The sequence below is a fragment of the Bradyrhizobium sp. AZCC 2230 genome, assembly GCF_036924495.1.
GTDB classification, from domain to species: Bacteria; Pseudomonadota; Alphaproteobacteria; order Rhizobiales; family Xanthobacteraceae; genus Bradyrhizobium; species Bradyrhizobium rifense.
On sequence record NZ_JAZHRS010000001.1, the window covers coordinates 2172297 to 2184650 of the forward strand.

The window sequence follows — 12354 nt, forward strand, 5'->3', positions numbered from 1 at the left end:
TTCTGTTTGAAATTCCGTCGCGCGGCAAGCGTCACGCGGCATACCAAAGGGAGAAACGCATGGGCCGTCTGCAAGGCAAATCCGTCATCATCACCGGCGCCGGCAGCGGCATCGGCCGCGCCGCTGCGCTGCTGTTCACCAGGGAAGGTGCAAAACTGATCGCGGTCGATCGCACCGAGGCGGTCAAGGAGACCGTCGACGAGGTGAGGAAGGCCGGCGGTGTTGCGGAGGCAATGATCGCCGACGCCGGCTCCGAGCAGGACGTCATCGCCGTTATCGACAAGGCGGTGAAGACGCACGGAAGGCTCGACGTGATCTGGGCCAATGCCGGCGTCTCCGGCGGGCTCGTTCCGCTCGGCGAGCAGACCGTGGAACAGTGGCAGGAAGTGTTGCGTATCAATCTGATCGGGCCGTTCCTCGCGGTGAAGCATGCGATGCCGCACATGGTGAAGCAGCAGTCCGGTGCAATCGTGCTCACCGCATCGGTTGCAGGCCTCAAGGCCGGCGCGAGCGGACATCCCTATGCCGCGAGCAAGGCCGGCGTGATCTCCCTGGTGCAGACCACCGCCTATTCGCTCACCGGCACCGGCGTGCGCATCAACGCAGTGTGCCCGGGCCTGATCGAAACCGGCATGACCAAGCCGATCTTCGACCGCGCCAAGGAGCGCGGCACCGCTGACAAGATCGGCCAGCTCAATCCGCTGAAGCGCCCCGGCCAGCCGCACGAGCTCGCCGCGATGGGATTGTTCCTGGCCAGCGACGAAGCGTCGTATGTCAACGGCCAGGCGTTCCCGGTGGACGGCGGCCTCACCGCGTCGATGCCGTATACGGGGAAGCCGGTTTAGCAAGGGCCTCGCGTCCCGGACGCGGTACGCTGCGTCCGGGGAACGAGAGCGTGGTGTGAGCGCACATCTGCATCAACGTCGTCATTGCGAGCGCAGCGAAGCAATCCAGAATCCCTCCGCGGTGGCAGTCTGGATTGCTTCGCTGCGCTCGCAATGACGGAGTGTGGGGTAGCACGGTCGCTCGATCAATTCGCATCTTCATTGCAGACACACTTCCGCCCTCTCGCGGCGCATTTCGCCCGAGCTTTGCTTGGTCGCCTTAACCCTCCATTGAAAGAGGGCGCAGGGAAGGCCTGGAGCCGGCTGGCTCCCATTGACCGCTATGCCATGAGTAGATTGCGCTACACTGCACAGCGGGTAACAGGGCAGCCGGAGGCATCCCGGCCTTCCCTGCGCGGATGGTTGGAACGGCTTATGTCGCGCTCTCCCCGGGGAGCGATGCACTATTGCCCCCGTCGCCTCGCGGATGACTGATACGCATGTCCGGTTGGACACCACGCATCACCGCAACACTTGGCGCACAGACCCCGGGCGCCAGGACCACACGATTTCGCCGTACGCAGATCACACCGGTCGTGTGCGCGAGGTCTTCGCTCACGGTTGCCCGCCCTGCAAAACCCTTCGCGCCGATGTGACTTGCGTCCACCGCCGCCCGGCCCGCGTTCGTGACGATCGCGATACGCCCCTCTTCCTTGGGCCGGAGTTGGACGACACATACGTCGTTTCCGAATTTCGGTAAAGTGGAATATTTTTGACGACCGGCATCGACCAATGGATGGCGTGTTTTTCCCGTCGGGCAACGCAAGGGATTGATGCGTAGGATGGGTTACGCGGCGAGCACAACGATAAACAACGCACTCGCTCCCACCGACGCCACCGTCCGCACGTGATTCCAGAACACCCAATCCTTCAGATAACTCGCCCACACCACGCCCGCCTCCGGTGCTGACGGCTGCACCGCGGCGAGCGCATTGTTCAGCGGCACGTTGAACACCATTGTCACCAAGAACATGCCGATGACGTAGAGGCCTCCGCCGGCGATCGTGCTCGCTGCGCCCGGCTCATTGAAGCGCAATACCCCCATCACCACCAGCGCGGCGCCCGCCACGGTGGTACCGAGGAACAGCGGCATGAACAGCGAGCGCACGATGTCGACATTGATCGCGTTCATCGCCGCAATGCCGGCGGCCTGATCCAGCCTGCCCAGCGCAGTCATGATGAAGGTCGAGAAGGCGAAATAGACGCCGGCCATGAGGCCGCAGCCCATGGCCGAAAACCAGAGCAATCCGCTCGTCAAAACCTGCCGCATGCTACACCTCCTTAAACACGATAAACTCTCGTATTTGATAAAGGCGATAAACTCTCTTATTTATGGCGTCAAGCGCGGATGGCGGGAATCAGGATGCCGGAACCGAAGATCAGGACAGGCAAAGCGACGCAGGCGGCCGGACGCCGCACGCCGCTGGTGCCGACGCAGGACCGCAGCCGGGAGCGTTTCGATCGCATCCTGACCGCAGCGAGCGAGATTCTAGCCGAGAAGGGCAGCGACGCCTTCCGGATGAGCGACATCGTCGAGCGCACCGGCATCGCCTTTGGCTCGCTCTATCAATATTTTCCGGACAAGAGCGCCGTGATCGGGACGCTCGCCGAGCGTTGCAACGCCATCGGCCGCGACTGCGTCCGGCGCGACCTCGCCGAGATGAAAAAGCTGTCCGACCTGCACGTGGCGCTGTGCCGCATCACCGACGGCTATTACCAGACGTTCCGTGATCACCCGGTGATGCATCACATCTGGCAGGCGACGCAAGGCGACCGGACGCTTCAGGCCATCGACGAGGAAGACGTCGCCTTTCTCGCCGGCCTGTTGCGCGACGCGCTGCATCGCGTCGCACCGAAGCAGTCAACCACCGCCCTCACCGCGTTCTCGCAACTGGCGATGATCCAGATCGCGGCCGCAGTCCGGCATGCGATCTCGCTGCCAACAGCGGACGCACGCCGGGTGCTCGACCTGTTCAAGCGCATGCTGCCCGCGGATCTCTCCGCGCTGCGCTGAGACGGCCTATGACAGCGCCTCCCCGGTGCGGTCCTTCAGCGTCAGCACCGTCATCAGGCTGATCAACGCCGCGACCACCAGATAGAACGCCACCGCGATCGGCCGCCCCGTCCAGTTGATCAACGCCGTGATGATCGCCGGCGTGAAGCCGCCGAAGATGGCGACGCCGAGGCTGTAGGTCAGCGAGATGCCGGTGGCGCGCACTTTTGTCGGGAACAGCTCGGCCAGCACCGCCGAGGCCGGCGCCGTATAGATCAGCATGAAGATCGCGACCGCGATCTGGCTCGCAACCAGACGCTCCGGCGTCGGCGATGCGATCAGATAGGCAAACGCCGGATAGGCGACGATCGCAAGGCCGGCTGCGCCGACGACCATGATGCGCTGACGGCGGAAGCGATCGGCGAGCGCGCCTATCAGCGGACAGAACAGCAGGACCGTGCCGACCGTCACCGGGCCGAGATAGGATTGCGACAGCGACATCTTCAGCTCGCGCGCGGCAAAGGTCGGAAAGTAGTTCGCGATATATTGCGCCACCGTCCACAGCATCACCACCAGCATGCCGGTCAGCACCGTGCGCCAATGGTCGCGCAGAACGGTACGGATCGGCGCTTCCCCGCCGTGATCGGTCGCCTTGAACAGCGGCGCGTCCTCGAGCTCGCGACGGATGTAGAGCCCGACCGGTGCGATCAGGAGGCCGACAACGAAGGCGAGCCGCCAGCCCCATTCGGTGACGGCGGACGCCGGCAGCGCCAGCGAGATGATCAGCGCGACGAGACCGGACAACATGGTCGAGCCGCCCTGCGACATCTGCTGGAACGAGGCGAAGAAGCCGCGTCGCGATGGCGGCGCGTGCTCGACCAGCGTCGACACCGCGCCGCCGATCTCGCCGCCCGCCGAAAAGCCCTGGATGATGCGGGCGAGCAGGATGATGATCGGCGCCGCAATCCCGATGCGGTCATAGCCCGGGCACAGCGCGATGATGCCGGTGCCGAGTGCCATCAACAGGATGGTCAGGCTCAGCGCGTCGCGGCGGCCGCGCCGGTCGGCAAGGCCGCCGAGCACGATCGCACCGAACGGGCGCGCGACAAAACCGATGCCGAAGGTGACGAAGCCGAGCAGCAGCGACACCACCTCGCTGTCAGCGGGAAAGAATGCCTTCGAAATCGGCACCGCGAACGCGGCATAGATCGTGAAGTCGTACCATTCGAGCATGTTGCCGATGGTTGCGGCAACGGCCGCGCGGCCGACCGACTGGCGCTCACTCGTCATCCCACGTTCTGCAATTGCGCTCACGCTGTCCCCCGGTTCGCTCTGCAATTTCCGTAGCCGCGCCGTGCGGCCTCGGTTGCTTGTGGGGCAAAAAGCTTGCACGCAGGATCAGCCTATGCAAATATTTATTTCCTTTTCCAATTTCTATGCGATCTATGAATAGAAAAACCAACACCGCCGAAATCACTGATGGCGGCAAGCTTCGTCCCTCGCTGCGCGAGATCGAGGCACTGCGCGCGATGATCGCGACCGGCAAGACAACGCAAGCCGCGCGCCAACTCGGCACGTCGCAGCCGTCAGTGTCGCGCGCGATTGCGAGCCTGGAGGCGCGGCTTGGTCAGCCGCTGTTCGCGCGCCGCAATGGCCGCCTCGCGCCGACCGCCGAGGCGCTGGCGCTGGAGGCGCGCGCCGCCGTCGTGTTCGATTTGCTCGATCAGCTCGCCTCGCCGCGCAGCGATGGCGCGACCACGATCCGCGTCGCGGCGCCGCCGACGCTTGCTAATTTCTTCCTCGCGCCGCTCTTGGCACGCTTCATCGCGCGCGAGCCGGGCATGCGCGTTCACGTCGAGATCGGCAAATCGACCGACTGCCTCGGCGCCGTTGCCGACGGCAGCGCCGACCTTGGTCTGGTCGACCAGGCCGCCTCGCACGATGGCGTGCGGCTGGAAATCTTCCGGCAGGCCCGCCCGCACGTACTCTTGCCGAAACGGCACCCCTTGGCTGCGCGCTCCGAGCTTGCGATCGGCGATCTCGCCGGTGAGCGCATGATCGCGCTGAGCCGCCGCTTTCCCCTGCGCAACAAGCTCGATGCCGCCTTTGCCGCGGTCCGCGCCGAACCCCTGGTCGTCGCGGAAGCCTCGACCTCGACCTTCCTGGTCGAGATGGTCCGCGCCGGGCTCGGGATCACGATCCTCAATCCCTTCCCGCTCGAGCTGCGTCCCGAGAAGTCCATGATGTTCCGTCCGCTGGACCTGAAGATGTCGCTCGAAACCGCCGTCGTGGTTCCCGCGCGGGGATCGCTGACGCCGGCGGCGCGTTCACTCGCCAACTTCATCCGGACCGAACAGCCGGAAAGTACGTTCTCCAAACCCATCGAGTAAACCAGAAATGCCCAACCCGATCTTCCCGAGCTCACGCCCCGATCGCATCCGCAACGTGCTGGCCGACCTCGTCGGCTTTGATACGATCAGCGATCGCACCAACCTCCCCCTGATCGCGCATATCGAAAGCTATCTCGCCTTCCTTGGCGTCAAGGGCGAACGGATCACCGACGAAACCGGACAGAAGGCTTCGCTCTGGGTCACGATCGGGCCGGAGGACCGGCCGGGCTTCGTGCTGTCGGGCCATACCGACGTCGTACCGGTCGTGGGCCAGGACTGGAGCCATGATCCGTTCAAGCTGATCGAACGCGACGGCAAGCTCTACGGCCGCGGCACCACCGACATGAAGGGATTTATCGCGGTGTGCCTCGCGATGGTGCCGGAGATGCTGGAAGCGAAGCTGACGACGCCGATCCATCTTGCGATCTCCTATGACGAGGAGATCGGCTGCGTCGGCGTGCGGCCGATGCTTGGCGATGTCGCCAAGAAGAAGGTCAGGCCGCTCGGCGCCTTCATCGGGGAGCCGACCGAGATGAAAGTCATCATCGGCCACAAGGGCAAGCACGGCGTGCGCGCGACGTGCCACGGTCTTGCCCGCCACTCCTCGATCGCGCCGGACGGCGTCAATGCCATCGAATACGCCGCCGAGCTGATCATCGAGATCCGCCGCCGCGCGGTGAAGCTCGCGGCCGAAGTCGAGCGCAACAGTCTCTACGACGTGCCGCATTCGACGCTGCTGACCAGCATCGTGCATGGCGGCGCGGCGCTGAACATCGTGCCCGATACCTGCACCGTGGATTTCGAATGCCGCGGCATCGGCATGACCGAGTCCAAAGAGGTGACGGATGCGATCGTCGCCTGGGCCAAGGCCGAGCTCGAGCCCGCGATGAAGGCAAAGAACCCCGAATGCGGCATCGATTTCGAGGAGATCCTCGATTACCCCGCTCTCGACACCAAGGCTGACGCCGCCATCGTCACGCTGGCCAAGCAGCTTGCCGGCCGCAACGACCACGCCAAGGTCGCCTTCGGCACCGAAGCGAGTTTGTTTACCAGCATGGCCGATATCCCGTCGGTGGTGATCGGCCCCGGCGCGATCGCGCAGGCGCATACACCGGATGAGTTCGTGGCGATGGCCGAGCTGGAGAAATGCGCGGGGTTCGTGGAGAAGCTGATCGCGCATTGTGCGAAGGGCTGATGACGCCGGTGCCGTAGGGTGGGCAAAGCGAAGCGTGCCCACCATTTCACCACGAGTGCGGACAGATGGTGGGCACAGCGCTACGCGCTTTTGCCCACCCTACGGGAGCTATCGCACGGCTAATGCAGCAGGCTCCGCGACGGCGAATAGTCCACCGGCACGAGCAGGCGGTCCTCGATCTGGCCAACCATCAGGCCGTGCTCGGCATGAGTTACACGCTTGATCTCGGCCCACTCGGCATCGGCCATGAACGCCGCCCACGCCGAAATCTTGGCCGCCTCGTCCGGCCATTCCAGAAGATAGGCGAACTCGGTGCGATCGCCGAATTTCGTCTCCCACATCGCGACGATGTGAAAGCCGTATCTGGTTCGCATGATGCGCGCGGCGTGGTCGCGAAACCGGGCGTGGAAGGCGGCCTTGTTCTTTTCGAAGATTTCGTAGATGCGCAGTTGCTGGATCATGAACGGTCTCCTTGAGGGGCACGTGACCCACCTCCCCGTCATTGCGAGGAGCTCTTGCGACGAAGCAATCCAGACTGCCGCCGCGGAGATAGTCTGGATTGCTTCGCTTTGCTCGCAATGACGGAGACTGTGGAGACAGCGACGCACCAAAGAAGGGCGCAACCACCAGCCGCGCCCTCGTCTCTCCTACACCGCGCCTGCCTTCTGCGCGTAGTCCCACGAGGCCTTCGACAGCGGCACGGTGCGCTTGGCGGATTCCAGCGCCTTGGCATTCGCCGCAGTGCCGTCGCGGACGCGGCCGGCGATGCCTTGGGTGATGCCGGCGAGGCGGAACAGATTGTAGGAAAAGTACCAGTTGAGATCCGGCACCGTCATCCTGGTGACGTTGCAATAGATCTGCGCGGCTTCTTCCACGCTCGGGATGTTGAGCGCCTTGAGGTCGGCGCCGTGCAGGCCCGGCATGACCCATTGCATCAGCAGATAGGTGAAGTCGGCCATGGGATCGCCGAGCGTCGACAGCTCCCAGTCCAGCACGGCCTGCACGCGCGGTTCCGTCGGGTGGAAAATCATGTTGTCGAGGCGATAGTCGCCGTGGACGATGGAGACGCGCGCCTGCTCCGGCACGGTCTTCGGCAGCCATTCGGCGACCTTCTCGAACTCAGCAATGTGCTGGGTCTCGGAGGCGCGATACTGCTTGGTCCAGCGGTCGATCTGGCGCGCAAAATAATTGCCGGGCTTGCCGAAATCGCCGAGGCCGATCGCGACGGGATCGTACATGTGGAGCTTTGCCAGCGTCTCGATCTTGCTGGTGAATATCTTTCGGCGCGCATCGTTGTCCTGGCTCGGCAGCGTCGGATCCCAGAACACGCGGCCGTCTTCCATCGACATGATGTAGAAAGCGGCGCCGATGATGCTGTCGTCCTGGCACAGCGCGTAGGCGTGCGCGACCGGAAAACCCTGCTTTCCAAGGGCCGCGATGACGCGATATTCGCGATCGACCGCATGCGCCGACGGCAGCAATTTGCCGAACGGTTTTCTGCGCATCACGTAGGAGCGCTTCGGCGTGTTGAGCCGGTAGGTCGGATTGGACTGGCCGCCCTTGAACTGCAGGACGACCAGCGGGCCTTCATAGCCTTCGACGTTGTCGCGCAGCCAGGCCTCGAGCCGCATCTCGTCGAAGCGATGACGCTCCTCGACCGGCTTGGTGCCCGAGAACTCTTCGTCTTTCCTGACGCCGTCAGCCACGGTGACGCTCCCTCTTCAGTCCGAACATGATCCTAGTCGGTAACCGCTGACGCACTTGCGTCAAGCGGTCACCGAATGCGGATCACGTTCTTGTCGTTTCTTTAAATCAGGAGCGCCGCTTGGCTCTCCCGTTTAATGCTTGGGAGAATTGGCATACTTCCGAACCTCTAACCTTGCAATGGCGCGATTGTGCACCTCGTCCGGACCGTCGGCGAGCCGCAGCGTGCGGATGCCGGCGTAGTCCTTGGCAAGACCCGCTTCGTCGGAAACGCCCGCACCGCCGAAGGCCTGGATCGCCTCGTCGATGATCTTCAACGCCATGTTGGGCGCTGCGACCTTGATCATGGCGATCTCGGCCTGCGCGGTCTTGTTGCCGACCTTGTCCATCATGTCGGCGGCCTTGAGGCACAGAAGACGCGTCATCTCGATGTTGGTGCGGGCCTCGCCGATGCGCTGCTCCCACACACTGTGCTCGACGATCTTCTTGCCGAAGGCGGTGCGCGACATCAGACGCTTCACCATCTTCTCCAGCGCTTCCTCGGCCTTGCCGATGGTGCGCATGCAGTGGTGAATACGACCCGGTCCGAGGCGGCCCTGCGCGATCTCGAAGCCGCGGCCCTCGCCGAGCAGGATGTTCTCCTTCGGCACGCGCACGTTCTCGAGCAGCACCTGGGCGTGGCCGTGCGGCGCGTCGTCGAAGCCGAACACGGGGAGCATCTTCTCGACCTTGATGCCGGGAGTGTCGAGCGGAACCAGGATCTGCGACTGCTGCTGATGTTTTGCAGCGTTGAAATCGGTCTTGCCCATCAGGATCGCGATCTTGCAGCGGGGATCGCCGACGCCGGACGACCACCATTTGCGGCCGTTGATGACGTAGTGGTCGCCGTCGCGCGCGATGCTGGTCTCGATATTGGTGGCGTCCGACGAGGCAACTGCGGGTTCCGTCATCAGGAAGGCGGAGCGGATCTCGCCATCCATCAGCGGGCGCAGCCATTTGCGCTTCTGCTCCCTGGAGCCGTAGCGCATGAACACTTCCATGTTGCCGGTGTCCGGCGCGGAGCAGTTGAAGACTTCCGAAGCCCAGGAGATGTGGCCCATCTGCTCGGAGAGCAGCGCGTATTCCAGATTGGTCAATCCCGCGCCGCGGAATTCGTCATCCTCATGCTCGTTCGGCGGCATGAACATGTTCCAGAGGCCTTCGGCCTTCGCCTTCTTCTTGAGGTCTTCCAGGACCGGGATCACCTTCCAGCGCTCGCCGCTCTTGTCCTGCTCGTTATAGATCGGCACCGCCGGACGCACGTGCTTGGTCATGAAGGACTGCACGCGGTCGAGCCATTCCTTCTGCTTGGTGGACAGATCGAAATCCATGGGACGCTCCTCGGTCTCGCTTTGAAAGCCTGTTTTGCGCCGGACTGTCCTCCCGCAATGCGCGGCCCGCAAGCGCCATTCGGCGGATCGCGGGCCCTGGAACCCGCGCCACTTTGCTGCGGCGCAATTCCATCATGCGGATTGACTTTTCTTGACTTTTCCCGGCCTTCAAACGATAGTTTCATACAACTGTTTGAAATGCAACTCCCTCGGGGAGAGCGCCATGCCCAGCGATCATACAAGGTCCGCCATTCTCGCCGCCGCCGAACGGCTCTATGCCGATCGCGGCTTTGGCGACGTCACGCTGCGCGACATCGTCGCGGAGGCCAATGTCAATCTGGCCGCGGTGAACTATCATTTCGGCTCGAAGGACGAGCTGATCGCGGAATTGTTTGTCACCCGCTCGATCGCCACCAACCGCGAGCGCCTGCGCGAGTTGAAGGCGGCGGAAGAGCAAGGCGGCGGCCGCGCGCCGATCGAGGTGATCTTGCGCGCGCTGGTCGGGCCGACCTTGCGCGGCTGCTTAGGCCCGGAGAACCAGCGCTCCAGCGCGGCGCGCTTCATGATCCGCGCCTCGATCGAATCCGTGCCCCCGATCCGCCGCATCAAGAACCGCGAGATCGACCATTTGCGGAAATTCGCCGGCGCGATGCGAAGGTCCCTGCCCGACCGCAGCGACGTCGATATCTATTGGGGCCTGAATTTTGCTCTGGCGATGGCGCATCACACCATCCGCGAGAGCGAGCGCCTGACGAAGCTGTCGGAAGGAAAATGCGATCTCGACGACGTCGAGGACGTGGTGTCGCGCGTCGTTAGCGTGGCGACGATGGCGCTGACGATGGGACGTGCGGAGACAAAGACGCCGTCGCGGATCGCCGCGCGGTAGCGAAGACCGTAGCCACGCCGGCGCTACGCTCCCTCGCCCCGTTCTTACGGGGAGAGGGTTGGGGTGAGGGGCCTCTCTCCGCACGTGAGATTGCCGAGGGATCTGTACCCCCTCACTCACCCGGATTGCATCTTCGATGCAATCCGACCTCTCCCCGCAAGCGGGGCGAGGTGAAGCAAGGCCAGTCGCTCACATCATTGCGATGCAGTCGATCTCGACGTCGAATGGGCCGAACCATTCCGGCGTGCAGACGAAGATCCGCGCGGGCGGATCGACCGGGAAGTATCGGGCATAGACAGCGTTGAACGCGGCGAAATGTTTTGTCGATGTGCAATAGACGTTGCACTTCATGACGTTGTCCAGCGACGCGCCGGCCGTCTCCAGGCAGAGCTTCATCTGCCCCATGATGATCTCGCTCTGCCGCTCGATTCCCATCCCGCCGATCTCGCCCGTCTCGGGGGCGAACGGCGGAAGACCAGCGACGAAGATCATGTTGCCGGCGCGCGTCACGGGCGAGGTCGGTGCCTTCACGCGATCGAGAAAGGACGAGATCGGTTCGACGCGGAGCGCTTCGCGTTTCATGGGCCACCACCTTCGGTTCAAGCGAGACGGTGCCTGACTACATTATATTGCAGCCGGCATGTTTCGCTTCTGATCGAAGTGTGGTTGCGGGTTAGGCCCGCTGCGGCATCTCCTCGGCCTCTTCCTTGGCGAGCAGCAGCAGCATCTCGATACCCATCTCGCCTTCCTGCGGCGAGCGGATGAATTTTATTTCTTCGGCGCTTTGCCGCAGCGCGGCAATGATCGCGACAGCCTGGTTGGCCGTTGAAGCCTCGGTCGCCAGAATTGCCTTCTGGTTCTTCGCCTGGAACCCGATGGTGTAGGACATGCACTTCCCTCCCGAACCCAGTGGGAGAGATCGAATCTGAGTCGCGCGCGAAGCGGAAGCCGGTTGTACTACGGACCGGGTTTATCTGGGGATTGCGCACAAGCCTCGCGTAAGGCCACGCCATCGTCATGCTTCCGTCAATAATTGATCGACGACAGCGGGGCCTCTACGCCAGCCCGAGCATCGCGCGCGCGTCCTGTGCGGTCGCGATACTGGAGCCAAGGCTCTTCAGAATACCGGCCGCATGCGTGACCAGTTCGGCATTGGTCTTCGCCAGCACGCCCTTGGACATATAGAGATTGTCCTCCATGCCGACGCGGACATGGCCGCCGAGCAGCCAGGCCTGCGCCACCATCGGGAATTCGGCGCGGCCGATGCCGAAGCCGGACCAGATCGCGCCCGGCGGCAACAGGCTGCGGGCATAGAACATCGTCTCAGGCGTGGCGGAAAAGCCGTACTTCACGCCGAGCACGAGCGAGAACAGGCCGGGCCCCTTCAGCGAGCCGTCGGCCAACATGTCGCGCGCTAGATGACAGTCGCCGGAATCGAACAGCTCGATCTCCGGCAGCACGCCGACCGCCTTCATCCGCTCGGCCATGATGCGGACATTGCGCGGCGTGTTGATCACGACCTCGCCGCCGGAATTCATGGTGTTGAGGTCGAGCGTGCAGATGTCGGGCTTGAGCAGCTCGATATGCTCGACGCGCTTTTCGGGAGGAAGCAGCGTGGTGCCGGGACCGGCGACGCGGGGATCCTCGATCGAGGGCACGAAGCGACCGCCGGGCCCGGTCGTGAGGTTGATGACCAGGCTCTTGTTGCGGGCACGGATGCGCTCCACGACATCGCGGTAGAGATCGATCGACATCGACGGCCGCCCCGTGGCGGGATCGCGCACATGGATGTGAGCGATGGCGGCACCAGCTTCGGCGGCCTCCAGCGCGGATGTCGCGATCTGCTCGGGCGTGATGGGCAGATACGGCGATTGCTCCGGTTTTGTCAGGTTACCCGTGATCGCGCAGGTGATGATGGTTTTGCCGGTCATG

Annotated in this window: 13 protein-coding genes; 5 read left to right on the forward strand and 8 right to left on the reverse strand. The window is 63.6% G+C overall.

All coding sequences use genetic code 11. The annotated features are described in order from the left end of the window. Positions 1–59 precede the first annotated feature (59 nt). Positions 60–845, forward strand: coding sequence for an SDR family NAD(P)-dependent oxidoreductase (locus tag V1280_RS10620; RefSeq protein ID WP_334522759.1), 786 nt, complete (start codon positions 60–62; stop codon positions 843–845). Positions 846–1671: 826 nt separating this feature from the next. Here V1280_RS10620 and V1280_RS10625 read toward each other — a convergent pair. Beyond that, on the reverse strand, positions 1672–2154 hold the full coding sequence (locus V1280_RS10625) for an anthrone oxygenase family protein (RefSeq protein ID WP_334522762.1): 483 nt from the start codon (positions 2152–2154) through the stop codon (positions 1672–1674). A gap of 93 nt (positions 2155–2247) precedes the next feature. Here V1280_RS10625 and V1280_RS10630 point away from each other — a divergent pair, with 93 nt between their 5' ends. Continuing rightward, on the forward strand, positions 2248–2898 hold the full coding sequence (locus V1280_RS10630; RefSeq protein WP_334522765.1) for a TetR/AcrR family transcriptional regulator: 651 nt from the start codon (positions 2248–2250) through the stop codon (positions 2896–2898). Positions 2899–2904: 6 nt separating this feature from the next. On the opposite strand, the gene V1280_RS10635 is transcribed toward V1280_RS10630, so the two are convergent. Further along, positions 2905–4167: an MFS transporter gene (locus V1280_RS10635; RefSeq protein WP_334522768.1), complete on the reverse strand. Its 1263-nt coding sequence runs from the start codon at positions 4165–4167 to the stop codon at positions 2905–2907. Positions 4168–4322: 155 nt separating this feature from the next. On the opposite strand from V1280_RS10635, the gene V1280_RS10640 reads away from it, so the two are divergent. Both V1280_RS10640 and argE read left to right on the forward strand, forming a co-directional pair. Next, on the forward strand, positions 4323–5267 hold the full coding sequence (locus V1280_RS10640) for a LysR family transcriptional regulator (RefSeq protein ID WP_334522771.1): 945 nt from the start codon (positions 4323–4325) through the stop codon (positions 5265–5267). Between the two features lie 7 nt (positions 5268–5274). Further along, the gene (gene argE, locus V1280_RS10645) at positions 5275–6462 is read left to right on the forward strand and encodes an acetylornithine deacetylase (RefSeq protein ID WP_334522774.1); all 1188 of its coding nucleotides are present in this window, start codon (positions 5275–5277) and stop codon (positions 6460–6462) included. Positions 6463–6581: 119 nt separating this feature from the next. On the opposite strand, the gene V1280_RS10650 is transcribed toward argE, so the two are convergent. The 3 genes from V1280_RS10650 to V1280_RS10660 all read right to left on the reverse strand — a co-directional run bounded on the left by V1280_RS10650 (position 6582) and on the right by V1280_RS10660 (position 9536). Continuing rightward, positions 6582–6923 (reverse strand): NIPSNAP family protein, encoded by a 342-nt coding sequence (locus V1280_RS10650; protein WP_334522777.1) that lies wholly within the window; start codon positions 6921–6923, stop codon positions 6582–6584. Positions 6924–7109: 186 nt separating this feature from the next. Next, positions 7110–8168 carry a phosphotransferase family protein gene (locus V1280_RS10655; protein ID WP_334522780.1) on the reverse strand — a complete coding sequence of 353 codons (1059 nt, stop codon included), beginning with the start codon at positions 8166–8168 and terminating at the stop codon, positions 7110–7112. Positions 8169–8300: 132 nt separating this feature from the next. Further along, a complete protein-coding gene (locus tag V1280_RS10660; protein ID WP_334522783.1) occupies positions 8301–9536 on the reverse strand; it encodes an acyl-CoA dehydrogenase family protein in 1236 nt (411 codons plus the stop codon). A 223-nt stretch (positions 9537–9759) separates the two neighbouring features. Here V1280_RS10660 and V1280_RS10665 point away from each other — a divergent pair, with 223 nt between their 5' ends. Next, positions 9760–10422 (forward strand): TetR/AcrR family transcriptional regulator, encoded by a 663-nt coding sequence (locus V1280_RS10665; RefSeq protein WP_334522786.1) that lies wholly within the window; start codon positions 9760–9762, stop codon positions 10420–10422. A gap of 189 nt (positions 10423–10611) precedes the next feature. On the opposite strand, the gene V1280_RS10670 is transcribed toward V1280_RS10665, so the two are convergent. The 3 genes from V1280_RS10670 to V1280_RS10680 form a co-directional block, all read right to left on the reverse strand. Further along, positions 10612–11004 (reverse strand): RidA family protein, encoded by a 393-nt coding sequence (locus V1280_RS10670; protein ID WP_334522789.1) that lies wholly within the window; start codon positions 11002–11004, stop codon positions 10612–10614. A 91-nt stretch (positions 11005–11095) separates the two neighbouring features. Beyond that, positions 11096–11311 (reverse strand): hypothetical protein, encoded by a 216-nt coding sequence (locus V1280_RS10675; RefSeq protein ID WP_334522792.1) that lies wholly within the window; start codon positions 11309–11311, stop codon positions 11096–11098. Between the two features lie 166 nt (positions 11312–11477). Next, positions 11478–12353, reverse strand: coding sequence for a 3-keto-5-aminohexanoate cleavage protein (locus V1280_RS10680; RefSeq protein ID WP_334522795.1), 876 nt, complete (start codon positions 12351–12353; stop codon positions 11478–11480). Position 12354: the final 1 nt, after the last annotated feature.